Origin of the sequence: Micromonospora pallida (assembly GCF_900090325.1) — a bacterium.
In the GTDB taxonomy this organism is placed as follows: Bacteria; Actinomycetota; Actinomycetes; order Mycobacteriales; family Micromonosporaceae; genus Micromonospora; species Micromonospora pallida.
This window is the reverse complement of record NZ_FMHW01000002.1, coordinates 2,114,160-2,137,126: the sequence shown is the minus strand read 5'-3', so window position 1 is coordinate 2,137,126 and position 22,967 is coordinate 2,114,160. Positions and strand designations below refer to the sequence as shown.

Genomic DNA, 22,967 nt, shown 5'->3' with positions numbered 1-22,967 from the left:
CCCGGCCCGACGTCGACGGAGGGTCGGAGAAACCGGCGACAGGGCGGGCGCCCCTGTGGTTTTCCGCACCTCACCGGGTGTGGTCGTCGCCGGCGGAGTCGGGGGCCCGCCCCGTGGTCGATCCGTCGATTCGTTCGTAGCGTGTGGGACATGATCAGTACCGCGCGCCTCCCGCTGACCGCCGACCCCGCTGCCCGGCCGGCCGCACCGCCCGAGGACGGACTGGTCGGCCACGTCACCGACCTGGTCGAGCGGCTCGGTGGCCCCGGCGCGGGTCTGGCGGTGGCGCTGGAGAACCTCTTCCCGCCGATTCCCAGCGAGGTGATCCTGCCGCTGGCCGGTTTCGTGGCCGGCCAGGGCCGGATGAGCGTGGCCAGCGCGATCTTCTGGACCACCCTCGGCTCGCTGCTCGGCGCGCTCGCGCTCTACTGGATCGGCGCCGTGCTCGGCCGCGACCGGATCCGGGCGGTCGCGGCGCGGCTGCCGTTGGTCAAGCTCAGCGACGTGGACCGCACCGAGGCGTGGTTCCAGCGGCACGGCGTCAAGGCCGTCTTCTTCGGCCGGATGATCCCGATCTTCCGCAGCCTGATCTCCGTGCCGGCCGGCGTGGAGCGGATGCCGGTGGCGACCTTCGCCATCTACACGACGCTGGGCAGCCTGATCTGGAACAGCACCTTCGTGCTGGCCGGCTACCTGCTCGGCGACAACTGGCACCTGGTCGAGGGCTACGTCGGCGTGCTCCAGAACGTCGTCATCGTCGGCTGCCTGGTGGCCGCCGGCTGGTTCGTGGTCTCCCGGGTCCTCCGGGCCCGCCGGGCCGGCCAGGCCCCCGAGCCCGCGCCGCCGGTCGAGCCCGCGTCGCTGCGCCGGGCACCCGATCCGGGCGGGCGGGGCACGATCTACCGCAGCGCCCGGCTGGACGGCCGGGCGTCGGGCGGGAACTCCGACGGGCGGTCCTGAACCGATGGTCGGGGACCGGCCGGTGTCGTCGCGTCCGCTGCGGATCGCGGTCGGGGTCGCCCTCGGGATCCTCACCGCCGGCGTCGGGGCGACCTTCCTCGCGGTCACGGCCGTCGCCGGATGCCTGGTCGGGGCCGTGCCCCCGGCCCGCCGCCGGCTACGCGCCACGATCCGGCGGTACGCCTCGACGCTCGTGCGGTACGAGCGCCGTCGCCTGGCCCGGTTCCACGACGTCGAACTCCCGTCCGCCACGGTCGCCGGGTGGCGCGAGGTGGGCTACCTGGCCGTACGCCTGCTGCCCGGGGCGCTCGCCCTGCTGGCCTACGGTCTGCTCGCCGTCGGTGCGGTGCTGGCGTCGATCGTGCTGCTGGCCACGGTCCGGGGTGACCTCGGCGTGACCGACGCGCTGGTGCAGGTGGTCGTTGGCGCGGCGTTGTTCCTGGTCAACGTGCAGGCTGTGGCGAGTGTCGGCGCGCTGGACGTGCGGCTGGCCCGCCGCCTGCTCGGCCCGAGCCGGCGGGAACTGCTCGAGGACCGCGTCCGGGAACTGGTGGTGAGCCGGGCGGGCGTGATCGCCGCGGTGGACGCCGAGCGGCAGCGCATCGAGCGGGACCTGCACGACGGGCTCCAGCAGCGGCTCGTCGCGCTCGGGATGCTGCTCGGCCGGGCCCGCCGCAGCCGGGACGTCGCCCGTACGGCCGAGCTGCTCGCCCAGGCCCACCGCGACGTCCAGCAGGCCGTGGTGGAACTGCGTGAGGTGGCCTGGCGGGTGTACCCGTCGGCGCTCGAGGACGCCGGCCTCGGGCAGGTGCTGGAGCTGGTCGCCCAGGGCTCGGACGTGCCGGTTCGCGTCCGTTGCGATCTGCCGGCACGGCCCGCCGGGCAGGTCGAGACGGTGTTGTACTTCGTGGCCTGCGAGGCGCTGACGAACGCGGCGAAGCACGCCGCCGCTACCCTCGTCACCGTCGAGATCGGTGCCGGGGAGGGGCTGGTACGGATGACCGTGCACGACGACGGCGTCGGCGGGGCCGACCCCGCCGGGCGGGGACTGTCCGGCCTGGCCCGTCGGGTCGGGGCCCTCGACGGACGGCTACGCGTCGACAGCCCCGCCGGCGGGCCCACCACCGTCCTCGTGGAGCTGCCGTGCGGATAGTGCTCGCCGAGGACTCCACCCTGCTACGGGAGGGGTTGGCCCGGTTGCTGGCCGAGGAGGGACACGAGGTCGCAGCCACCGTGGCCTCCGCCGACGAGCTGACCGGGGCCGTCGACCGGCACCGGCCCGATGTCGTGGTCACCGACGTGCGGATGCCACCCACCCACACCGACGACGGGCTGCGGGCCGCCCTGGAGGTCCGGCGGCGCTGGCCGGCGACCGGCATCCTGGTGCTCTCCCAGTACGTCGAGAAGCGGTACGCCACCCGCCTGCTCGCCGACCGGCCGGAGGGCGTCGGCTACGTCCTCAAGGACCGGGTGGCCCAGGTGGACGACTTCCTCGACGCCCTCGACCGGGTGGCCGCCGGTGAGACCGCGCTCGATCCCGAGGTGGTACGCCAGGTCCTGGCCGGCACGGACCCGGCCGATCCGCTCAGCCGGCTGACCCCGCGCGAGCGGGACGTGCTGCACCACATGGCCCAGGGGCACACCAACGCGACCATCGCGGAGCGGCTGCACGTGTCGCAGAGCGCGGTCGAGAAGCACATCAACACGATCTTCGACAAGCTCGACCTGTCCCGGGCGACCGGACACAGTCGCCGGGTGCTGGCGGTGCTCCGCTACCTCGGGGTCTGAGTCCGCCCCGGGCCGAACCCGTCGCCCAGCGGCAGCGCCGTCCAGCTCCGGCTCACTGCTCCCGCATCGTCCGGCGGGACAGCCCGAACCCGAAGGCGGCGGCCAGCGTCGCGGCGGTGGCGAGGAAGAGCACCGTGCTGCCGTACGCCTCCACCACCAGACCGGCGACCACCGTGGAGAGCGGGAACAGACCCAGCCCGGCGAAGAGCACCGCGCTCATCACCCGACCGAGCAAGTGCGGGGCGGTCCGCTGCTGGACCTCCGTGATGATCAGCACGTTGGTGACCGTACTGGCGACCCCGGCGACGGCCAGGGCGACGAGGGCGCCGACGTACCCGGCGAACGGCACCAGCGCCACCGCCCCGGCCATCACCAGCCCGGCGAGCATGGCGGTGGCGCCCCGCCGCCGGACGCCGGTCAGTGCGGCGCTGAACAGTCCACCCGCCAGCGAACCGCCGGTGAACGCGGCCAGCAGGCCGCCGAAGCCGCCGGCTCCGGCGGCCAGGTCCACGCTGGCCAGGGAGGGCAGGCCGACCCGGATCATCCCGCCGACGGTCAGGTTGGCCGCCGCGGTCACTACCAGGACCGTACGCAGCAACGGTGACTCGCGCAGGGCCTGCCGGAACGTCGCCCGGGGCGCCGGGGGTGACCCTGCCTCGACGACGACCGGCGTGGCCCGGCGGTGGCTCGCCCCGATGGCCGCCAGGCAGGCCGCCGACACCGCGAAGGTGAGCGCGTCCACGGTGAACGCCGCACCCGGCGAGAGTGCCACCACCACCAGTCCGGCCACCCCGGGGCCGGCCAGCCCGGCGGCGAAGGCGGCGGTGCTGTTCAGCGCGTTGCCGGCCTGGAGCTGCTCGGGCGGGAGCAGGCGGGGCGTGATGGCGTACGCCGCCGGTTGGAACAGCCCGGCGCCCAGGCCGGTGCCGGCGACCAGGAGCCCGATCGGCACGAGATCCCGGACACCGGTGACGGCGGCCACCGCGATCCCGACAGTGCAGGCCAGCCGCACGAGGTCGGCGGCGAGCATCACCCGCCACGCGCCGATCCGGTCGGCGAGGATCCCGCCCAGTGGGGTGGTCGCCAGCCGGCACAGGCCGTAGACCGCGACCAGCAGTCCGAGTTCCCGGGCGCCCCCACCCGTGGTGTAGACCAGCCAGGGCAGCGCGACCGCGTGGAACGCGTCGCCGAAGACCGAGATGGACTCGGCCGCGAACAACAGCCGGAAGTTCCGGGACCGTAGCGGCGTCAGGTCGAGCCGGGGCCGCAGGCGTCGACGGGTGGCGGTGGCGGTGTCAGCCATGCAGGGCCACCGGCAGCGACTCCAGCCCTCGCAGCATGATCGTGTTGCGCCACCGCAGGGTGTCCTCGGTGCCGGCCAACGTCATCCCGGGGTGGCGTGCCAGCAGTTGGCCGAGGGCCACCTCACCCTCGAGTTTGCCGAGGAACGCGCCGAGGCACCGGTGCAGGCCGTGACCGAAGGCGAGGTGCCCGGGATCGGCCCGGTCGAGGACGAGCCGGTCGGCGTCGGGGAACCGGTCCGGGTCGCGGTTGGCACCGCCCAGTGAGACGAGGACCAGTTCACCGGCGGGGATCTCGACCCCGTCGACGTCCACCGGGGCGGTGGTGAACCGCAGCGTGGCCATGCTGACCGGGGACTCGTACCGGAGGAACTCGTCCACCGCCACGGGCAGGGCCGCCGGGTGCTCCCGCAGCCAGCGGTACTGGTCGGGGTGGCGGAGCAGGGCGAGAGTGGCGGTGCCCAGCAGGTTGACGGTCGTCTCGTGACCGCCGATGAGCAGCAGGAACACCATGCCGACGATCTCGTCGTCGGTGAGGTGGCCCTGGTCGCGGGCGGCGAGCAGCACGGTCAGGATGTCGTCGCGGGGATCGTCGCGGCGCTGCCGGAGCAGCCCGGTGATGTAGTCGGTCAGGTCCCGCATCGCCCGGCCGAACGCCTCGGCGTCGTCGCTGTGGGTGAGCACCGCCGTCGACCACTCCCGGTAGGCCAGGCGGTCCTCCGGCGGGAAACCGATCAGCTCACAGATGATCAGCATGGGCAGGGGGAAGGCGAAGTCCGTCACCAGGTCGACGGTGTCCCGGCCGTCGAGCCCGTCGAGCAGCATGGCGGTGGTCCGCTCGACCATCGGCCGCATCGCCGCCACCCGCTTGGCGGTGAAGAAGCCGTGGATCAGCCGGCGGAGCCGGGTGTGGTCGGGCGGGTCGCTGTTGAGCATGTGGACCATGTCGCTGCCGAGCGTCGTACCCGCGACCCGGTCGTCGGCCAGTTGCTGCGCCCGCCGGACGTCCTGGCCGAACCTCGGGTCGGCCAGCGCGGCCCGCACGTCGCGGTACCGGGCGATCACCCACATCGGCAGGCCCTCGTCGCTGTGCAGGATCGACACCGGCCCGTTGGCCCGGATCCGGGCCAGGGTCGGGTACGGGTCGACGATGAACGGGGCCTGTCCCGGTGGTGCCGTGTCCATGGGTCTCCTCGTGGCGAGCGGTCGAGGTGTCGGCGGGCTACACGATGAGGGCGGGGAACGGCCAGCGGTAGGCGCGGGTCGGCAGCCACCACAGGTGCCCGGCCCGTTCGACGAGCAGTCGCGCCCCGACGAGGTCGTGGCGGACCTCGGCCGGCACCCGTTCCCGGTCGACGCCCTCCGCCGCCGCGGCGACCGCCGCGAGGTGCTCCGGTTCGTCGACGGTGATCACCTCCAGCGGGCCGAACCGCCGGTCCCGGACCTCGACGAACCCCGGCCCCCGGCGGTGGACGCACCGGCTGGGGAAGAACCCGTCCCGCCAGCCGGCGGCGGTCGCGCCGTGCGGATCGCCGTCGACCCGCGTCGGCGGGTACAGGTGGGCGAACAGGCCGTCGCCGTGGCATCCGTCGTGGCAGCGGGCGGTCCAGTCGACCGCCATCCCGTGCGCGGTCAGCTCACGGATCAGCACGAGCGCCCGGGCCGAGGCGGCGTCGGCGTCGGGGCACAGGTCGACCGGGGCGGGCAGCCGCGCGTACCGGGCCCCCTCGCGGTACCAGCCGGCGGCGGCCGGACCGCACGCCCCGGCGAGGTCGCGGGCGCCCAGCGCCATCCCGGGTAACCGGGCGGCGACCGGGTCGTAGTCGCGGGACAGCTCGACCCGTACCCCGGTGGCGTCGACGTCAGCCGGCGGCGACGGCATGGCGCTCCTCCCCGGCGCGGGCCGTGTCGCCGGCCTGGGCGCGATGGTGGTCGACCCGGGCCAGGACCTGGTTGTGTGACTCCACGGCGGTGTGTACGTAGTAGCCGCCCTCGCGGAACACGATGCCCAGCTCCCACCACTGCTCCAGCAGTCGACCCACCACGGCTTCCCCGCCGGGGGTCCGGGCGGCCAGCGCGGTGGGCGTACGGGGCTGCTCCAGCATCCGGAACAGTCCGACCTCGACCGGCGAGGTCAGTTCCCGTACCGACCAGTCGTAGCCGGCGCGTCGACTGACCAGTACGATCCGGTCGTCGAGGTCCTGCCAGGTGAACCGGCTGACCGGGTACGCGGCCCGCCACCGGTCCAGCGCGACGTCGAGGGCCGCCGCCCCCGTCCGGTCGATGCCCTGGGCGACGGTGGTGAAGATGTACGCCAGGTCGGCGAGTTCCCCGGCCGGTAGCTGGTAGATCTCCCGGTACTGCGGGGCCGGCTCGAGCGTCGGGAAGCCCAGCTCCGGCCGGTCGAAGTACGGGCTGAACCGTTCGATGGCGATCCGGGCGGAACTCATCGGCGGGTCGAGGTGGTGCAGCATCGGCAGTTGGGCGATGACGTCGGTGTAGTCCTCGGTCGTCTCGCCCGGGAAGCCGTACAGGTAGTTCCAGCTGGTGGTCACGCCGGCGCTCTGCGCCTCGCGGAGCGCCCGGACGTTCTGGCAGCCGGTCACGCCCTTGTCCATCAGCCGCAGCACGTGGGTGCTCAGGTTCTCGATCCCCGGCTGGACCTGTACCGCGCCGGCCTCGGCCAGCCGCCGGAAGTGCTGCCGGCGCAGGTTGGCCTTGACCTCGAAGTGCAGGCGTACGTCGTACCCCGACTCGGCCAGCCGCGGCAGCACGGAGTCGAAGTACGCCATGTCCAGGATGTTGTCGACCACGATGAAGTCGAGGATCTGGTGTTCGCGGGCCAGGCCGAGCACCTCGTCGAGGAACCGGGCCGGGCTCTTGCTGCGGAACTGCATCAGCGAGCCGTTGAGCCCGCAGAACGTGCAGTGGTGCTTCTCGCCCCACCAGCAGCCGCGTGAGCCCTCGACGACCAGCTTCGGCGCCACCCACTCGGCGGCCGCCGAGGCGTCCAGCCGTTCGACGTAGCCGGCGTAGTCGGGGGCGACGATCCGCTCCGGCGGCAGTGGCCGGGTCGACAGCGGGTTGGCCCGCGCCTCGCCCGCTCGGTCCCGCCAGCACAGTCCGGGGATGTCCGCCAGGTCGGTCGCTCCGGCGTCCACCGCCTCGAGCAACCGGGGAAAGGCCAGCTCCCCCTCGCCCCGGACCACGTAGTCCAGAAACGGGAAGTTCCGGTGCAGCGCCGCGCCCTGCGGGCCGTCGCAGTTGGCGCCGCCAAGCACGGTCCGTACGTCCGGGCGGTGCTGTTTGAGTAGCCGGGCGGCGGCCAGGCTGGCCGTGTTCTGCTGGAAGGTGCTGGTGAAGCCGACGATGTCGGCGTCCGTGGCGCACAGGTCGGCGACGAGGGCGGACACGAAGTCGGGCACCAGCCGGTGCAGTTCGGCGGTCATCGCGATCTCGGCCGGGCTCGAACCGGCGTCGGCCAGCAGTCGGGCGAACGACGCGGCGGGGCGTGGTCCGTCGTAGAGCGCGCTGGAGAACACCCAGTCCCCGGCCCCCTGGAAGTAGGACGACTCGGCGAAGTACTGGTAGTCGGCCAGGCCGAAGGGGAGTCGTCCCACCGACCAGTCGACGAAGTCGAGGTTGGCGTGGCGGATCTCGACGTCGTGGCCGGCCCGGGCAGCCGCCGTCCGCAGGATGCCCAGGGCCAGCGACGGGACGTCGAGCGACCCCCACGGCATGTGCACCAAGACGATCTTCAACGGCGGACTCCTCTCGACCGGACGGGGCACCGTTCCCGGAGCCGCGCGCGCTCCGGAAACGGTGCGTGGGCGTGCCTCACCGGGTCACTTGCTGCGGTCCGCGTTGGTCGCCTGCGGACGCGCGGCCGGAACCGCCCGGTCGAGATCGAGGAGCATCTTGACGATGACGGCGCCGCGGTCCCGCTCGCCGGTGCTGATCGGGTCGTTCCGCACGATGCGTCGCTTCATTGCTTTCACCTCCCTCCGATGGTCTCTGGGGTGGACGACCCCCGCCCGTCGCGGAGGTCCGGTTCAGGTACGTCGGTGAGGTGCCCCGGCTCGGCGGGCAGCACCGTCGCGGCGTAGCGGAGCAGGGCGGTGAAGACCGCCGTCTGGCCGGTGGGGTCCCCGTGGTGTCCGCCAGGGACCCAGCGCACCTCGTGCGGCACCGACCGGCGGCGCAGCCCGGCCACGTACCGCCGTACCGCCTCCGCCGGGCACCGCTCGTCGTCGGTGGCGGCGGCGAGGAACAGCGGACCCCGGACCCGGTCGAGGTAGGTCATCGGGTCGGCGGCGCGGTACCGGTCGGGTACCTCGTCGGGAGTGCCGCCGAAGAGTTCCTCGTCGGCTTCCCGTAGGGCGGGGATCGTCGCGCGGTGGGCCGCCAGGTAGTCGGCCACCGGGGAGACCGCCAGTCCGACCGCCCAGTCCGCCGGCTGGACGCCCATCGCCAGCAGCACCAGGTAGCCGCCCCAGGAGTAGCCGCACAACCCGATCTGCCCGGTTCGGGCGACGCCGAGGTCGACCAGGTGCCGGCGTACCGCGGTGAGGTCCTCGAGCTGGGCGAGGCCGACCCGGTGGCCGAAGCCGTGCCGCCAGCGCGGGCCGTAGCCGGAGGAGCCCCGGTAGTTGGTGCGGGCCACGGCGTACCCGGCGCGGGTGAGCGCCTCGACCCTCGGGTCGTAGCTGTCCCGGTCGTGCAGGAACGGTCCGCCGTGCACGAGCATGATCGTCGGCCACGGCCCGGGGCCGGGCGGCACGGCCAGGAAGCTGTGGATCCGGCCGTACGGCTGCGGCGTCCACACCTCGCCGCGCCCGGGTACGGCCGGCACCGGTGCCGGGTCGCGGTCGCGCTCCGGGTCGACGACCAGGTGCCGGGGTGGCACCGCCTCCCGGCTCCACACGTAGTGGATCGCCCCGTCGGGGGCGCAGGCCAGGTCGAGGATGGTCCCGGCCGGGGTCGGCAGCACGCGCGGCACGCCGCCGTCGAGGTCGGCCAGGAGCAGCCGACTGCGGCCGGCCCGGTCGTGTTGGACCAGCACCCGACGGCCGTCGGCGTACCAGTGGGCGGTGATCTCCGAGTCGAACGCCAGGTGCTCGCGCAGGCGCAGGTCGTGCCCCGGACGCCAGGTGCCGACGGTGTACCGCCCGTCCGCCTCGACGACGACCAGCAGGTCGGGGTCGTCGTCTCCGGGGCGGAACTCCAGCGCCCACACCCGACGGTGCCGGTCACCGGCCAGTACGTCGGTGTGTCCGTCGCCGGGTCGCAGCACGGTGACCGCCCGGGGGCTGTCGGGTCGTCCGGCCAGCGCGAGCAACCGGCCGTCGGCGCTGAGGTCCACCAGGGGCAGGTAGCCCGGGGCGGTGGCCAGCAGGTGTGCCGGCCCGCCGGGTCGGCCCAGGTAGCAGTGGGACTCCGCGTCGACTCCGACGCAGACGGCCACCCGGGTTCCGGCCCGGTCGAAGGCGACGCCGTACGGCCGGCCCCGGGGCAGGCCGGTCAGGCCCGGACCGGCGGGCCCGCCGGTGAACGGCTGGCGGCGCCAGACTCCCGACCCGTCCGGGCCGGCGTCGAACCACCAGACGTGGCCGCCGTCCGGTTCGAGGTCGCAGGCGTCCACCCCCTGTGGAGTGTGGGTGAGGATCCGGTGGTCACCGGTGGCGCGGTGCCAGGCGACGAGCTGGGAACGGCCCGCGACGTCGTGCAGCTCGACGGCCCGGTCGGGATCGTCGGCAGCGAAGGCCGGCGCGCGCGGTGGAATCACGAGGAGTCCGTTCCTGCGGTAGGTGCACCGATGGTAATCGTCAGGTTTCGATAAGTAAACGCGCCTGCCGGGGCGGCTGCCCGGCGGCGGGTTCCTGTCGCATTTCGTCGGAAACCTTCCGCTCGACCGTTGACTCCGGCGGATCCTGACATAACAATTCTCATCTATATAGAGAACGATCGATAAATGTCGATCGTGGACGTGGAGGGAGGCACCTGTGGTAGCTCTGAGAGGCGAGGTGTCCTGGTTCTGCTGCGGCAACGCCTGGGGTCCGTGCGGCTCGACCGGGTTCGGGGCCTGCGGCACGTGCAGCTCCGGCAACTACCAGCACGCGTGGCCGAACGCCTCGGACGCGTGCCTGGCCATCACCCGGCCGCACGTCTGCGGCATCACCGGGATGAGCCGCCGTACCTGCGGCTTCCGGCACTTCACCACCAACCTCTGCAACAACGCGCGGATCGGCACCACCATCGCCGACTGCGGCCCGCAGACCGACCTGTGGTGCGGCGAGCGCACCTGCTGCGGGTCGGCCTGCGGCACCAACCGAATCCTCGACCTGACGCCGGCGGCGTACAGCGCGATCGCCAGTCTCTCCACCGGGCTGCGGCCCTGCTCGGTCGACTCCGTCTGACAGGAGGTCCCGCCATGAACCCGACAGTGAACCGTCGGCGGTTGCTCGCCACCGCCGCCCTCGGTGGTGTCGTCGGCGCCACCGGACTCGGCTCCCTCGCCCCCGATGCCGCCTTCGCCGCCGAGGCCCTCGGCGTCGAGCCGGGCGCGCCCGACCCGAACTTCGCCGAGGGTCTGATCAGCTCGATCTCCGGCCACATGCTCCTGGTGAACGGCTCGGACAAGGTGCTGCACTCGATCCGGATCACCGACGGCACGAGCATCTGGAAGCTGCACCCGACCACCTTCGACCGGATCGCCGTCGGCGACGGCCTCTACGCCCGGGGCGTCCGGCTGCCCGACGGCACCCTCGCTGCGGACTCCGTCTGGGTCAACATCGTCAACCTGCACGGTCACATCGCCGCGGTCGGCCGCAACGTCCTGCACCTGGACCACAAGGGACGACGGATCGTCGCGCACGTCGTACCCGGCCACTCCGGAGCGGTCTACAACGGCACCCCGGCGGTCAGCGACATGTCGCTGCTGAAGGTCGGCCGGCACGTCCAGATCCTCGGCGCCTGGCACCCGAAGACCAACGAGATCGACATCGCCACCGTCTACGCCGCCGCCTAGCCACCGCGCCCCGGGCGACCGCACCGCCCGGGGCGTCACCCGCCGGATCACCTGAGGGAGAACCCATGATCGACATGATCGCGGCGCTGCAACCGCTGCTCATCGGTGCGGTACTGGTCTGGTCCGCCCGCCTCAAGCTGTTCAGCCGGCACGCCACCGCGACCGCCCACCGGTCCGGGCTGGTCGTGCTGCTCGGCGAGCGCCGGGCCCTGCCCGCGTACCGGCTGCTCGGTGCCGTCGAGCTGACCCTCGGCGCCACACTGCTGCTGCCGCCCACGCTACGGCTGGAGGCGGTGGCCGCGACCGTGCTGGCCGTCGGCTTCCTCGCCTACCTCGCCTACACCCGGCGGGTCGCGCCGACAGCCTCCTGCGGCTGTCTCAGCGCCCAACCGACCCCCGTCTCCGGGCGCAGCCTGTTCCGGGCCGGGCTGCTGGTGGCCGCCGGCGCGCTGGCCGTCACGACCACCACCGGCTGGTACGCCGCGCTCGCCGACCGCCCGCTGGCCGGTGCCGCCGTCCTGCTCGCCGAGGCCGCAGCGGTGGTGGCGCTCTCGCCCGAACTGGACGCGACCTGGCTGCTGCCGCTGCGCCGGCTGCGTGCCCGGCTGACCCATCCGCTGCGCGGCAATTCCGGCGTGCCGCTGCTCGCCACCGTGCAGCAACTCCAGCTCAGCGACGCCTACCGACAGGTGGCCACCCTGCTGCGCTCCGACGTCCGGGAACACTGGGACGAGGACGGCTGGCGCTTCGCCGCGCACGCCGCGCGCTACCAGGGCCGGACGGTGACCGCCGTGTTCGCCGTCCCGCTGGCCGACCCGGAGCCGGCCGCGGTGCGGGTCGCCCTGGTCGATGACGTCACCGGGCAGACCCTGGTGAGCGTGGCCGGGACGACCCCGCCCGCCGGCGGCCAGCTCACCGTCGTCCCCGCCTGATACCGGCCGGGGTGGCCCGGTCACCACCGGGAGAACGCGGACGGTCGCCGAACACCCGAGGCGACCTCCGCGCCACCCCACCGGCACCGGGCTGTCCCCACCCGGTTCCCGGTCACCGGCGGCGTTCGGCCGCGACGAGTTCCCGGGTGGCCGGGGCGACCTCAGCGGCGAACCGTTCGACGGTCGCCGGGTCGTCGGTGGCCAGGACGAAGGCGCTCACCCCGTACTCCACGGTCAGCCCGGCCAGGTCCTCGGCCCACTGCTCGGCCGGACCGTCGAGGAACGCCGTGCCGGTCGGGGCGAACCGGCCGGTGACGTTGAGCAGCCGGCGGATCGCCGCCGGCTCCCGACCGGAGTCCCGGGCGGCCTCGTCGATGTGTTCGTTCATCCCGGCCAGGTCACCGGGGCCGCCCGGCAGGTAGCCGAGTGAGGGCAGGAAGCCGTCGGCGAGCCGGCCGACCAGCCGTAGCATCCTGGGCTTGTACGCGCCCACCCAGATGTCGACGTCGTGGGCCGGTGCTGGGCCGCGCTTCGCGCCGACCACCCGGTAGTGCTCGCCCTCGACGCGGACCGGGCCGGGCCGGTCGGTCGCCCACACCTCCCGGATCACGCGGATGCCCTCCGCCAGGGCCGACACCGACTCGCCGGGGGAGAGCCGCCGGCCGCTCATCGCCTCGATGGCGTCCCAGAATCCGCCGGCGCCGATGCCCAGCTCGATCCGGCCGCCGCTGAGCCGGTCCAGGCTGGCCACGCTGCGGGCCAGCACCGCCGGCGTACGCAGCGGAAGGTTGAGCACGTTGCCGGCGAGGTGGATCCGTTCGGTACGCGCGGCCGTGTACGACAGCAGCGTCCACGTGTCGTGGAAGGTCGGCAGGTACGGGTGGTCCTGGAACGTCACCAGGTCCAGCCCCGCGCGGTCGGCGACCACGGCCAACTCGACCGCCCGGTGCACCGGCTCGGCGGTGGGCGTGACGAACACCCCGAAGCGGAGGTCGTGCCCGTAGTCCGCCATCGTGCTCCCTCCGAGCATTCCGGTCCCCATGATGCCCCGGCCCGACCGGCCACCGGGCCGGAACCGGGCCACCGGGCCAGGCCGGTCACGGCCACCGGACCGGTCAGGGCTTGCGGGCCACCGCACCGTACTGCGGCACGGTCACCGCGTCCGCCTCGTTCGGTCCGGGCCGCCAGCGGGCACAGGAGACCAGGCCCGGTTCGACCAGGTCCAGCCCGGTGAAGAAACCGGCGATCTCCGCGCCGGTCCGGGCGCGGATCGGCGGGGCGGCGTGCTCGTTCCAGAACGCCATCGCCGGCACGTTCGACTCGCCGCCCAACTCCAGGGTGGGGTGGGTGACGGCCAGGTAGCTGCCCGAGGGCACCGCGTCCATCAGCCGGCGCACTATTCCGTACGCCTCGTCGGTGTCGAGCACGAAGTTGAGGATGCCCAGCATCATGACCGCCACCGGCTGGTCGAGGTCCAGCGTCTCGGCGGCGGCGGAGAGGATCGTCTCCGGCCGGTGGATGTCCGCCTCGACGTAGCGGGTCACACCCTCGGGTCGGCTGGTGAGCAGCGCCCGGGCGTGCACCAGCACCATCGGGTCGTTGTCGACGTAGACGATCCGGGAGTCGGGCGCGACGGCCTGGGCGAGGTCGTGGGTGTTGTCGGCGGTCGGCAGTCCGGTGCCGATGTCGAGGAACTGCCGGACACCGGCCGGACCGGCCAGGAACCCGATCGCCCGGGCGAGGAACCGCCGGTCGGCGCGGGCCACGTCGCCGATCACCGGGAACATTCCCCGGACGTGGTCGCCGACCCGCCGGTCGGCGTCGAAGTTGTCCTTGCCGCCCAGCCAGTAGTTCCACACCCGGGCGTTGTGCGCCACCGAACTGTCGATCCGGGGCGGGCGCGCCGCCGCCGGCTCCGGTACGGCCTGGTCACCGGTCTGCGGCACCGTGGAACTCCTGTCGACTGTCGAGGCTTGCCGGGGACAGGGTAACCGCCGCTGTTCCCCGCGCCGACGTCTCCCCGCCCGGGAAACTGACCAACCGGCTGAGTGGACCCTCAGCCGGCAGGTCGGGCCGGCGGCAACGGCAGCCAGGCCAGGACGTCCTGGATCCAGGTGTCCCAGTAGGCCCAGTCGTGCCCGCCCGGTCCGAACCGGACGGTCACCGGCACGTCCCGCTCCCGGGCCGCTTCGACGAACCGCACGTTGTCGTCGTACAGGAAGTCCTCGGTGCCGCAGGTGACGTAGAGGCGGGGCAGCGGGGCCCGCCGTCCGGCCGCCGCGTCGAGCAGGTGCAGCACGTCGTCCGGGGAGCCGGCCACCGGCCGGTCGCCGAAGACCGTGTGCCAGACCCGGGCGTCGAGCGGGCGGTCGCTGTCGGGGGAGCGGCTGGCGACGTCCAGCGCCCCGGAGAGGCTGGCCGCCGCGGCGAACCGCTCCGGGTGGCGCAGCGCCCACTTGAACGCCCCGTACCCGCCCATGGACAGTCCGGCGACGAAGGTGTCGGCGGGCTGGTCGGACAGCCGGAAGAACGACCGGCACACCTCGGGAAGCTCCTCGCTGAGGAAGGTCCAGTACCGGTGGCCGTGCTCCTCGTCGGCGTAGAAACTGCGGTCGACCCGGGGCATCACCACCGCCAAACCCAGGGGGGCGACATACCGTTCGATGGAGGTGCGCCGCAGCCAGATCGTGTGGTCGTCGCTGAGCCCGTGCAGCAGGTAGAGGGTCGGCGGGGCGCCGGCCGGGGCGGTGCCCGCCATGCCGATCTGGGACGCCGTCCGCTGGGGCAGGATCACCGTCATCGAGGTGCTCATGCCGAGCGTCTCGGCGTAGAAGTCGCAGTGGACGAGGGCCATGACCGGCAACGATAGTGCCCGGCCGGGCCCCGGCGCCGGGCGCACCGGCCCTCGCCGTGACCGGCGACCACCGGGTCGACCTGGTCGGCGAGCGGCGACCGGGTGGCGCTCACAGGTAGTCCCCCGGCCAGTGGAACGCCCCCGGCGCCCCGGTGGTCGCGGCGAGCCGGGCGGCGTCGGCGCGCAACGGCCGGACCATGCCGGTCTCGTCGACCTCGGGCAGTGGGTCGCGCAGCAGCCACGGCAGCGCCGTCCGGACCACCGGGTCGGCGGGTAGCCGGGCCACGCACTGTTCGGCCCCGTCGACCCGGGCGGTCGCCGCGACCGCGCCGAACAGCACCCGCAGCGCGTCCACCCCGCCGGCCACCTCCAGCACCCGGACCAGCCCGGCGGAGCGTTCCCGCACCAGGTAGCCGGCCGGCTCGCCGTGCCGGTGGGCGACCAGCAGTTCGGCGGGCGGGGCGTACCAGGTCGGCACCCGGTGCCGCCAGTCGTGGTCGCCACGGACCGTGCTCAGCGGGCGGTGCGCGTTGAAACCCCGGTGCAGCGCCGCGAGGGCGGGCCAGTCCGCCCAGGATCCCGGTCGCACCGTCCAGCCCTGCGGTGCTGCCACGCTCGGCGGCGCCGGTCGGCCGCTGGTGTACCCGAGGCGGAAGGTCCGGAAGCCGCTGCTTCGGTAGACGGCCGGCGTGCCGGTGAACAGCAGCGCCCAGGCGCAGCCGTCGGCGGTCATCGCCGTCACGGCCCGGTCCAGCAGTCGTCGCGCGTGTCCCCGGCCCCGCTCCGGCGGGTGGGTCGCCACGTTGGCGACCCCGCCGACCAGGTCGACCGCTCCCTCGGCGGCCCGTATCCGGCGTGGCAGGTAGTGCACGGCGGCCACCACCCGTTCGTCGCGGACCGCGACGAACGTCCGGCCGAACCGACCCGGATCGGTCGCCCACAGGGCGGTGACGTCGGTGCCGGCGAACGCCCCCGCCCAGAGCGCCCGCAGCGACGGCAGGTCGTCCGGGCCGGCCGTGCGGTATCCGGCCGCCGCGCTCACGCCGCGCCGAGGGGGTTGCGCTGCCGGCCCAGCCCTTCGATCTCCACCTCGACTGTGTCGCCCGGGCGCAGGTACGGGAACCGGCCGGACAACGCCACCCCCTGCGGGGTGCCGGTGTTCAGCACGTCTCCCGGTTCGAGCACGGTGTACCGGGACAGGTGCCAGATCAGGAACGCCACGTCGAAGATCATGTCGGCGGTGCGGGAATCCTGCCGGGGCTCGCCGTTGACCCAGGAACGCAGCCGCAGCGCCTGCGGGTCGCCCACCTCGTCCGGGGTCACCAGCCACGGGCCGAGCGGGTTGAACGTCTCGCACGACTTGCCCTTGGCCCACTGCCCACCCGGGTCGGCGAACTGGTACTCCCGCTCCGACACATCGTTGCTGACCGCGTACCCCGCGACGTGCGCGAGGGCCTCGGCCGGCGAGTCCAGGTAGCGCACCCGGGAGCCGATCACCACGGCCAGCTCGACCTCCCAGTCCGTCCTCGTGGACCCGCGTGGGACCAACACCTCGTCGTACGGCCCGACCACGGTGTTCGGCGACTTGTGGAACAGGATCGGCTCGGCCGGCGGGGCGACGCCGCTCTCCGCGGCGTGCGCGGCGTAGTTCTGCCCGATGCAGAGCACCGCGCCGGGGCGGGCGACCGGTGCGCCGACCCGCTGGCCGGCCACGTCGATCCCGGGCAGCGGCCCGGCCGCCCGGACCCGGCCGACCGGGTCGTCGGCGAGGAACGCCGCGTCGATGTCCGCGGTGACCCCGGTCAGGTCGAAGTGCTCCCCGCCGTCGACGAGCACCGGACGTTCGGCGCCGACCGGCCCGATCCGCATGAACCGCATGATGTCTTCTCCTCCTCGGGTCTCAGCCCAGTCGGGCGAGCAGTTCGGGCGTCACCGCGTGCGCCAGGGGCCGCCCGGCGGCGTACCGGACGATCTCGTCCACCACGATCTCGCCCTGTCGTCGGCGGCCCTGCACCGTGCCGGCCGCCTGGTGTGGGGTGAGCAGGACGTTCGGCAGTGCGCGCAGCGGGTGCCCGACCGGCAGTGGCTCGTCGTCGAAGACGTCCAGTGCGGCGTCGATCCGGCCGGTGGCCAGTTCGGCGACGAGTGCCGCCTCGTCCACCAGCCAGGAGCGGGCGGTGTTGACCAGTCCCGCGCCGTCGGGCAGCAGGGCCAGTTCGCGGGCCCCGACCAGGTGCCGGGTCTCCGGCAGGGTCGGCGCGTGCAGCGCCACGATCCGGCTGCCGGCCAGCAACTCGTCCAGCGCCACCAGCCGGGCCCCGAGCGCGGCGGCGTCCGCCGGGGTCAGGGTCGGGTCGGCCACGCTGACCTCCGCGCCGAGCAGCCGCACCAGCTCCAGGTACGCCCGGCCGGTACGGGACGCCCCGACCACCCCGACCGGGCAGCCGAGCAGCTCGTGCCGGGGCGGGACCGCCTCGGCGACGTGCCACTCGGCGCCGGCGTGCAGCGCGTGGTCGACGCGGGGCAGCCGGTGCAGCAGCGCCAGGGTGAACGCCAGCGCCACCTCGGCCACCGCACGGGCCATGCCCTGCCCGGCCTGGGTGACCGCCACGCCCCGGGCGAAGAGCTCCCCGGTCACGAACGGCTTCACCGAGGCCCCGGTGTGCGCGACCAGCCGCAGCGCCGGGGCCCGGTCCAGCAGGTCCGCGTCGAGCCGGGGCACGCCCCACGTGGTCACGAGCACCTCCGCCCGGGCCAGCACCGGGGCGAGTCCGGGGTGGGTGAGCGCGCCGGGTTCGTCGAGCAGGGTGCACTCGGCGACGGCGGCGAGCCGTTCGCCGACCCGGTCCGGGAAGAACTGCGCGCGCAGCGGCCGCGGCACGTCCACCACGGTCACCGGCCGGCGGGTACCCGACCCGCCGGCCACCGGCTCAGCGGAGCCAGTCATCGCGGTGCGCGGCGACGAACTCGTCGTCGGTCAACCACGGGTGCGCGGCGGCGACCCGGGTCAGTTCCCCGGCCTGGCCGGGGGAGAGCCCCTCGGCCGGGTCGAGGCACCACACCCCGTCGAGCAGTCCCTGCCGGCGCAGCACCTCGTGTACCCCGGCGATGCAGCCGTGGAAGCCGTGCGCCGCGTCGAAAACGGCGGCATTGGCGTCGGTGACCGCCGCCGCCTGGCCGGTGAGCAGCGCCAACGCCGCCGCGTCCCCGGCCCGTGCAGCCCGGACCCGCTCGAACAGCTCCACCGCAGCGCGGGTCCAGACGGCCCACTGGCCGAGTAACCCGCCGACGAACCGCCGGCCGGCGAACCCGCCGAGCAGGTCGCCGACGATGTGGTCGTCGTTGCCGGTGTAGAGGGCCACCTGGGCGCCCCGGTCGGCGGTGGCGATGCCGCGTACCGCCTCCAGCGTGCGGTACCGGTCGAACGGGGCCAGCTTCACCGCCACCACCGACGGCAGGTCGGCGAAGGCCCGCCAGAACGCCGTCGACAGTCGGGGTCCGCCGATCGCCGGCTGGAGGTAGAACCCCACCACCGGCAGCACCTCGCCGACCGCCTTCGCCCGGGCCAGCAGGGCGGCCTCGTCCGCGCCGGGCACCACCGGGGAGAGCAGTACGGCGTGGTACCCCAGCCCGGCGGCGAGTTCCGCCTCGGCGACCGCCTGGGTGGTGTCGCCGCACGCCCCGGCGACCTTCACCACCGGCCGCCCGGCCTCGCCGTCGACCACCTCGGCGGCCAGGGCGAGCACCGGTTCCAGCAGTCCCACCTGACGAATCGTGAACTGGGTGGTGTGCACCCCGACGGCCACCCCACCCGCACCGGCGGCCAGGTAGTAGCGGGTCAACGCTCGCTGCCGACGTTCGTCGAGCCGCCGGTCGGCGGTCAGCGCGAGCGGGTGGGCGGGGATGACCGTGCCGGCCCGCAGCAGATCCAGGGACATGTCAGAACCTTCCGTCGCGGACGGCGAACTTCGTCGGCCTGCCCGAGGTGGGCAGACCGGCGGCGAGCCAGTCGGCCTGCCAGTCGATGAGGGTGCCCAGCGGCACGTCCGGGTAGCCGAACAGGGCGTGGCAGCGGGTGGCGTCGCTGAGCAGCGCGGTGGGCGCCTCGGCGCCGGTGGGAGTGACCGGCCGACCGAGCCGCTCACCCATCCGCTCGGCGATCCGCCGTACCGGGGCGGTCTCCGGGCCGGTCAGGTTGAGGGTGAACACGTCGGGCGTGGCGTGCCGCAGCGACCGCAGCGCCACCTCGTTGGCGTAGCCCTGCCAGACCACGTTGACGTGCCCGGTGGTCACGTCGACCGGCTCGCCGGCCAGCACCGTCTGCCCGATGTCGGCGAGCACCCCGTAGCGCAGGTCGACGGCGTAGTTGAGCCGCAGCGCCGCCACCGGCGTGCCCCGGGTGGCGGCGGCGTGCGCGAAGACCTGCTCCCGGCCGAGGCAGCTCATCGCGTAGTCGCCGACCGGGCCGGGCGGGTCGGCCTCCCGGCAGCCGCCGGAGCCCACCGGCACCATCGGGTAGACGTTGCCGGTGGAGAACGCGGCGATCCGCGCCGTCGGGTAGCGGCGGGCGACCGCCGCCGGCAGCACCGCGTTGACCACCCACGCCAGGTACGGCGCGGCCGAGGTGCCGAACTTCGCGCCGACCATGAAGACCACGTCGGCGGCGTCCGGCAGTCCGCCCAGGTCGGTGTCGCCGAGCAGGTCGAACGGCACCGGATCGACACGGTCGGCGGCGAGCGCCTCGGCGGCGGCGCGGTCGGTCCAGCGGGACACCGCGTACACCCGGTCGCCGGTGCGGCCGGCGGCGTCCAGCCCTCGGCGGGCCAGCCGGCACAGCGACGGCCCCATCTTGCCCCCGGCACCGAGTACCACCAGGTCACCGGTGCCGTCGGTCAGGTCGGCGACCAGGGCCGGCGACGGGCGGGCGAGCCGCTCCTCCAACTCGGACTCGTTCGTGAACATCGATCTCAACCCTTGATTCCGGACATCGTGACGCCTTCGGTGAAGTAGCGCTGACCGACCAGGTACGCGGCGAAGATGGGTATGAAGGCGACCACCGAGCCGGCCAGCATGACGCTGAGCGGCACCTGCTCCTGCTGGAGGGAGGCGATGCCGACGGTGAGCGTGCGCATGTCTCCGCTCTGCCCGATGATCAACGGCCAGAGCAGGTCGTTCCAGTGCCACAGGAAGACGAACACGCCGAGGGTGGCCAGGATCGGCTTGCACAGCGGCAGCACGATCCGCACGAACATCCGCCACTCCGACGCGCCGTCGATCGTCGCGGCCTCGAACAGTTCGTCCGGCAGGCCCTGGATGAACTGCCGCATCAGGAACACCGCCTGCGCGTTGGCCAGGGTGGGCAGGATCAGCCCCCAGTAGGTGTCCACCCCGCCGGCCTTCGCGATCAGGATGAAGGTGGGGATCAGGGTGACGTGGTAGGGCACCATCACCATGGCCAGGAACGACCAGAACATGGCCTCCCGTCCGGGGAAGCGCTTCTTGGCGAAGGCGTACCCGGCCATCGCGGCGAGCAGCAGCACCGCCACCACGCTGACCACCGAGTAGACGACGGTGTTGAGCAGCCAGCGCAGGATGCTCCGGGATGCCAGCACCTGCTGGTACGCGTCCACGTCCACCGGCCAGGGCAGCAGGCTGGCCGGGAACTCGACGGCGGCGGCCGGCTTCAGGCTGAGCACCACCATCGCGTAGAACGGGAAGAGGGTGACCACGCTGGCTACGGCGAGCAGCACGTACCGCAGCGCCCGGCCGGCGGGTCCGGGCTCCAGGGCCCGGTAGGCGCGCCGCCGTCGGGGCGGCCGGTCCGGCCTGGCGGTGGTGGCCCCGGCGGTGTGTCCGGTGGCGGTGGCGGTCACTTGTCCCTCCCGAGGGTGAGCCGCTGGATCAGCGCGACGACCAGGGTCATCACGAACAGGGCCACCCCGATCGCGCTGGCGTAGCCGAGGTCGAAGTACTTGAAGCCCTGGTCGTACAGGGCCATGACGAGGGTGTAGCTGGCCCGGGCCGGGCCGCCTCCGGTCATCGCGTAGACCAGGTCGAAGACCTGGAAGGAGGCGGTGGTCTCGATCACCAGCAGGAAGAACAGCACCGGTTTCAGCTGCGGCAGCACGATCCAGCGGAACCGCTGCCAGGGGCCGGCCCCGTCGGTCAGCGCCGCCTCCTCCTGCTCCCGGGGCAGGTCCTGGAGTCGGGCCAGCACGATCAGCATGCCGTACCCGAAGTGCGACCAGACGCCGACCAGCGCCAGCGCCGGCACCACCAGCGTGCTGGAGGCCAGCCAGGACCCGTCCGGCAGGCCCAACCAACCGAGGATCCGCGACCACGGTCCCTCGCTGGAGAACACCCAGGAGAAGATCGTGGCGACCAGCACCAGACTCGTGACCACCGGCAGGAAGAACACCGACCGGAAGAAGCCGACGCCCCGGAACCCCCGGCGGACCAGCAGGGCCAACCCGACCGACGTGGCCACGGTCAGCGGTACGTACAGCAGGGTGTAGACGGTGGTCACCCGCAGCGACTGCCAGAACACCGGGTCGTCGGCGAGCCGTCGGGCGTTCTCCAGCCCGGTCCACTCGGCCTCGCCACCGATGGCGTACTCCATGAATCCGAGCACCAGCCCGGCGATGGCCGGGCCGAACCGGAAGGCCAGGAACAGCAGGAACGCGGGCAGGACGAAGAGCAGACCCCAGCGGGCCTCGCGCCGCGCGACCACCCGCCGGGATCGTCGGGCCACCACCTGCGCCGGTACGGCCATCTCGTCCTCCTTGTCTCAGGTACGGCACCGACCGTCGGAGCCGGTATCGCGGAGCCCGCCGCCGGGACGCTGACGGCGGCGGGCCGTGGTCGACGGGTCAGAGCAGCGCCTCGGCGGCCTTGGCCGCGTCGGCGAGCGCCTGCTCGGGGGTCTTCTTGCCGATCAGCGCGGCCTGGATCTCCGGGGCGAGCACCCCCATCACCTCGCGGCTCTTCTCGTGCAGGGTGCCGACGGTGGTGCTGGTCAGGGTCTGCTCCATCGCGCTGCGTACCGGGTCGTCGGCGTAGAGCCGGCCGGCCGACTTCTTCGCGGAGAAGTAGTTGCCCTGCTTGTCGTACGCCGTGGCCGCCGAGGGCCCGGTGACGAAGTCCACCCACTCACCGGCGGCCTCCTTGGCCTTGCTGGCCTTCAGGATGGACAGGCTGCCGACGGTGCCGTACCCGACGCTCTTCGCCTCGGCCAGCGGCGGGAAGATCTTGATGTTCTCCTTGCCCCAGAACTGTTCGACGTCGGCCGGGACGTGCTGCCAGGTGCAGGCCACCTTGTTCTTGGCGACGTTGGTCTGCTCGAAGGCCGGGATGCTGGTGATCAGGTCCTTCTGCACGTACCCACCGTCGACGAGCTGCTTGAGGAAGGTCAGCGCCTTCACGCCCTCCGGTCCGTCGAAGGCCACCGACTTCCCGTCGGCGCTGAACACGTCCCCGCCGGCCTGCCAGAGCAGCGGGTAGAACGACTGGTTCAGGGTGGCGTTCGGGTCGGCGTAGTAGTTGGTGACGTCGAAGCCCTTGGCCTTGAAGGTGGGGGCGAGGGCGAGCAGGTCGGCCCAGGTCTTCGGGTACGCGGTGACCCCGGCCTCGGCGAACACCCGCGCGTTGCACATCAGCGGGTTGCTGCTGGTCAGGATCGGGGCGCCGAGCATCCTGCTGTCGAGGGTGACGGCGGCGCGGACGTTGTCCAGGTAGTCGGCCTTCGCGTCGTCGGAGAGGTACTCGTCGACCGGCTCGATCACGTTGTGGAACTTGCCGAGCTGGTCGGGAATCAGGTACACCACGTCCGGTCCCTTGCCACCGGCGATCGCCGTGGTCAGCGACTCCTCCCGCTTGGCCCAGGGGAAGATCTCCACCTTGACGTCGATGTTCGGGTGGTCGGCCTCGAACGCGGTGACCTGCTGGTCCCAGAAGCCCCGGTGGCTGGCCTCGTCGGGAATCACCGGGTAGATCCACATGGTGACGGACTGCTTCCCGTCGGAACCGGCGCCGTCTCCGCCGCACGCGGCGACCAGCCCGGTCAGCAGTGCGGCGACCGCGACCGGCGCGAACCTGCGTACTCGCAT

23 protein-coding genes are annotated in these 22,967 nt (G+C 73.4%); 6 read left to right on the top strand and 17 right to left on the bottom strand.

Going from position 1 to position 22,967, the window contains the following annotated elements; translation table 11 throughout:
• Window positions 1–150: 150 nt before the first annotated feature.
• From GA0074692_RS09390 to GA0074692_RS09380, 3 genes are read left to right on the top strand one after another with little or no spacing between them, the layout of a single operon-like run.
• Window positions 151–960 (top strand): DedA family protein, encoded by an 810-nt coding sequence (locus tag GA0074692_RS09390; RefSeq protein WP_091653083.1) that lies wholly within the window; start codon window positions 151–153, stop codon window positions 958–960.
• 22 nt (window positions 961–982) lie between these two features.
• On the top strand, window positions 983–2,113 hold the full coding sequence (locus tag GA0074692_RS09385) for a sensor histidine kinase (protein ID WP_245730247.1): 1,131 nt from the start codon (window positions 983–985) through the stop codon (window positions 2,111–2,113).
• Window positions 2,104–2,748: a response regulator gene (locus GA0074692_RS09380; RefSeq protein ID WP_091641881.1), complete on the top strand. Its 645-nt coding sequence runs from the start codon at window positions 2,104–2,106 to the stop codon at window positions 2,746–2,748. The genes GA0074692_RS09385 and GA0074692_RS09380 overlap by 10 nt, the downstream gene beginning before the upstream one ends.
• 52 nt (window positions 2,749–2,800) lie before the next feature.
• Here the strand turns inward: GA0074692_RS09380 and GA0074692_RS09375 are convergent, their stop codons facing one another.
• The 6 genes from GA0074692_RS09375 to GA0074692_RS09355 all read right to left on the bottom strand — a co-directional run bounded on the left by GA0074692_RS09375 (window position 2,801) and on the right by GA0074692_RS09355 (window position 9,834).
• Complete coding sequence (locus GA0074692_RS09375) at window positions 2,801–4,051, bottom strand: MFS transporter (protein ID WP_091641877.1); 1,251 nt, start codon at window positions 4,049–4,051, stop codon at window positions 2,801–2,803.
• Window positions 4,044–5,234: a cytochrome P450 family protein gene (locus GA0074692_RS09370; RefSeq protein ID WP_091641874.1), complete on the bottom strand. Its 1,191-nt coding sequence runs from the start codon at window positions 5,232–5,234 to the stop codon at window positions 4,044–4,046. Before GA0074692_RS09370 ends, GA0074692_RS09375 begins: the two co-directional genes overlap by 8 nt.
• 37 nt (window positions 5,235–5,271) lie before the next feature.
• Window positions 5,272–5,931 (bottom strand): DUF5825 family protein, encoded by a 660-nt coding sequence (locus tag GA0074692_RS09365; RefSeq protein ID WP_091641869.1) that lies wholly within the window; start codon window positions 5,929–5,931, stop codon window positions 5,272–5,274.
• Window positions 5,912–7,810: a RiPP maturation radical SAM C-methyltransferase gene (locus tag GA0074692_RS09360; RefSeq protein WP_091641864.1), complete on the bottom strand. Its 1,899-nt coding sequence runs from the start codon at window positions 7,808–7,810 to the stop codon at window positions 5,912–5,914. The genes GA0074692_RS09365 and GA0074692_RS09360 overlap by 20 nt, the downstream gene beginning before the upstream one ends.
• 84 nt (window positions 7,811–7,894) lie before the next feature.
• The gene (locus GA0074692_RS34625) at window positions 7,895–8,038 is read right to left on the bottom strand and encodes a hypothetical protein (protein ID WP_176738684.1); all 144 of its coding nucleotides are present in this window, start codon (window positions 8,036–8,038) and stop codon (window positions 7,895–7,897) included.
• 5 nt (window positions 8,039–8,043) lie between these two features.
• A complete protein-coding gene (locus GA0074692_RS09355; RefSeq protein WP_245730246.1) occupies window positions 8,044–9,834 on the bottom strand; it encodes a prolyl oligopeptidase family serine peptidase in 1,791 nt (596 codons plus the stop codon).
• Between the two features lie 217 nt (window positions 9,835–10,051).
• Between GA0074692_RS09355 and GA0074692_RS09350 the strand changes: the two genes are divergently transcribed.
• The 3 genes from GA0074692_RS09350 to GA0074692_RS09340 all read left to right on the top strand — a co-directional run bounded on the left by GA0074692_RS09350 (window position 10,052) and on the right by GA0074692_RS09340 (window position 12,008).
• Window positions 10,052–10,465, top strand: a complete 414-nt coding sequence (locus GA0074692_RS09350) for an RlpA-like double-psi beta-barrel domain-containing protein (RefSeq protein WP_091641860.1) — start codon at window positions 10,052–10,054, stop codon at window positions 10,463–10,465.
• A 14-nt stretch (window positions 10,466–10,479) separates the two neighbouring features.
• A complete protein-coding gene (locus GA0074692_RS09345; RefSeq protein ID WP_091641857.1) occupies window positions 10,480–11,076 on the top strand; it encodes a cell wall protein in 597 nt (198 codons plus the stop codon).
• Window positions 11,077–11,141: 65 nt separating this feature from the next.
• Entirely contained in the window at window positions 11,142–12,008 is an 867-nt protein-coding gene (locus tag GA0074692_RS09340; RefSeq protein WP_176738361.1) for a MauE/DoxX family redox-associated membrane protein, read from the top strand.
• 112 nt (window positions 12,009–12,120) lie between these two features.
• Here GA0074692_RS09340 and GA0074692_RS09335 read toward each other — a convergent pair whose 3' ends face one another.
• The 11 genes from GA0074692_RS09335 to GA0074692_RS09285 form a co-directional block, all read right to left on the bottom strand.
• Entirely contained in the window at window positions 12,121–13,020 is a 900-nt protein-coding gene (locus GA0074692_RS09335; protein WP_091653080.1) for an LLM class flavin-dependent oxidoreductase, read from the bottom strand.
• Window positions 13,021–13,123: 103 nt separating this feature from the next.
• Entirely contained in the window at window positions 13,124–13,954 is an 831-nt protein-coding gene (locus GA0074692_RS09330) for an SAM-dependent methyltransferase (protein ID WP_091641852.1), read from the bottom strand.
• A gap of 110 nt (window positions 13,955–14,064) precedes the next feature.
• The gene (locus GA0074692_RS09325; protein ID WP_091641848.1) at window positions 14,065–14,862 is read right to left on the bottom strand and encodes an alpha/beta hydrolase; all 798 of its coding nucleotides are present in this window, start codon (window positions 14,860–14,862) and stop codon (window positions 14,065–14,067) included.
• Between the two features lie 109 nt (window positions 14,863–14,971).
• A complete protein-coding gene (locus GA0074692_RS09320) occupies window positions 14,972–15,904 on the bottom strand; it encodes a GNAT family N-acetyltransferase (protein WP_091641844.1) in 933 nt (310 codons plus the stop codon).
• A complete protein-coding gene (locus GA0074692_RS09315; RefSeq protein ID WP_091641839.1) occupies window positions 15,901–16,740 on the bottom strand; it encodes a fumarylacetoacetate hydrolase family protein in 840 nt (279 codons plus the stop codon). The genes GA0074692_RS09320 and GA0074692_RS09315 overlap by 4 nt, the downstream gene beginning before the upstream one ends.
• 22 nt (window positions 16,741–16,762) lie before the next feature.
• Window positions 16,763–17,758: a hydroxyacid dehydrogenase gene (locus tag GA0074692_RS09310; protein WP_218106604.1), complete on the bottom strand. Its 996-nt coding sequence runs from the start codon at window positions 17,756–17,758 to the stop codon at window positions 16,763–16,765.
• A gap of 34 nt (window positions 17,759–17,792) precedes the next feature.
• The gene (locus GA0074692_RS09305) at window positions 17,793–18,800 is read right to left on the bottom strand and encodes a dihydrodipicolinate synthase family protein (protein ID WP_091641832.1); all 1,008 of its coding nucleotides are present in this window, start codon (window positions 18,798–18,800) and stop codon (window positions 17,793–17,795) included.
• 1 nt (window position 18,801) lies between these two features.
• Complete coding sequence (locus GA0074692_RS09300) at window positions 18,802–19,824, bottom strand: NAD-dependent epimerase/dehydratase family protein (protein WP_091641829.1); 1,023 nt, start codon at window positions 19,822–19,824, stop codon at window positions 18,802–18,804.
• Window positions 19,825–19,829: 5 nt separating this feature from the next.
• On the bottom strand, window positions 19,830–20,735 hold the full coding sequence (locus GA0074692_RS09295) for a carbohydrate ABC transporter permease (protein ID WP_091641824.1): 906 nt from the start codon (window positions 20,733–20,735) through the stop codon (window positions 19,830–19,832).
• Window positions 20,732–21,634: a carbohydrate ABC transporter permease gene (locus GA0074692_RS09290; RefSeq protein WP_091641821.1), complete on the bottom strand. Its 903-nt coding sequence runs from the start codon at window positions 21,632–21,634 to the stop codon at window positions 20,732–20,734. The genes GA0074692_RS09295 and GA0074692_RS09290 overlap by 4 nt, the downstream gene beginning before the upstream one ends.
• Before the next feature lie 97 nt (window positions 21,635–21,731).
• Entirely contained in the window at window positions 21,732–22,967 is a 1,236-nt protein-coding gene (locus tag GA0074692_RS09285; protein WP_091641818.1) for an ABC transporter substrate-binding protein, read from the bottom strand.

Bases quoted from the DNA above. Each gene is read 5' to 3' on its own strand.
- GA0074692_RS09300 (WP_091641829.1), bottom strand. From the start codon at position 19,824: ATGTTCACGAACGAGTCCGAGTTGGAGGAGCGGCTCGCCCGCCCGTCG.
- GA0074692_RS09315 (WP_091641839.1), bottom strand. From the start codon at position 16,740: ATGCGGTTCATGCGGATCGGGCCGGTCGGCGCCGAACGTCCGGTGCTC.
- GA0074692_RS09285 (WP_091641818.1), bottom strand. From the start codon at position 22,967: ATGCGAGTACGCAGGTTCGCGCCGGTCGCGGTCGCCGCACTGCTGACC.
- GA0074692_RS34625 (WP_176738684.1), bottom strand. From the start codon at position 8,038: ATGAAGCGACGCATCGTGCGGAACGACCCGATCAGCACCGGCGAGCGG.
- GA0074692_RS09335 (WP_091653080.1), bottom strand. From the start codon at position 13,020: ATGGCGGACTACGGGCACGACCTCCGCTTCGGGGTGTTCGTCACGCCC.
- GA0074692_RS09390 (WP_091653083.1), top strand. From the start codon at position 151: ATGATCAGTACCGCGCGCCTCCCGCTGACCGCCGACCCCGCTGCCCGG.
- GA0074692_RS09345 (WP_091641857.1), top strand. From the start codon at position 10,480: ATGAACCCGACAGTGAACCGTCGGCGGTTGCTCGCCACCGCCGCCCTC.
- GA0074692_RS09305 (WP_091641832.1), bottom strand. From the start codon at position 18,800: ATGTCCCTGGATCTGCTGCGGGCCGGCACGGTCATCCCCGCCCACCCG.
- GA0074692_RS09325 (WP_091641848.1), bottom strand. From the start codon at position 14,862: ATGGCCCTCGTCCACTGCGACTTCTACGCCGAGACGCTCGGCATGAGC.
- GA0074692_RS09375 (WP_091641877.1), bottom strand. From the start codon at position 4,051: ATGGCTGACACCGCCACCGCCACCCGTCGACGCCTGCGGCCCCGGCTC.
- GA0074692_RS09365 (WP_091641869.1), bottom strand. From the start codon at position 5,931: ATGCCGTCGCCGCCGGCTGACGTCGACGCCACCGGGGTACGGGTCGAG.
- GA0074692_RS09290 (WP_091641821.1), bottom strand. From the start codon at position 21,634: ATGGCCGTACCGGCGCAGGTGGTGGCCCGACGATCCCGGCGGGTGGTC.
- GA0074692_RS09370 (WP_091641874.1), bottom strand. From the start codon at position 5,234: ATGGACACGGCACCACCGGGACAGGCCCCGTTCATCGTCGACCCGTAC.
- GA0074692_RS09340 (WP_176738361.1), top strand. From the start codon at position 11,142: ATGATCGACATGATCGCGGCGCTGCAACCGCTGCTCATCGGTGCGGTA.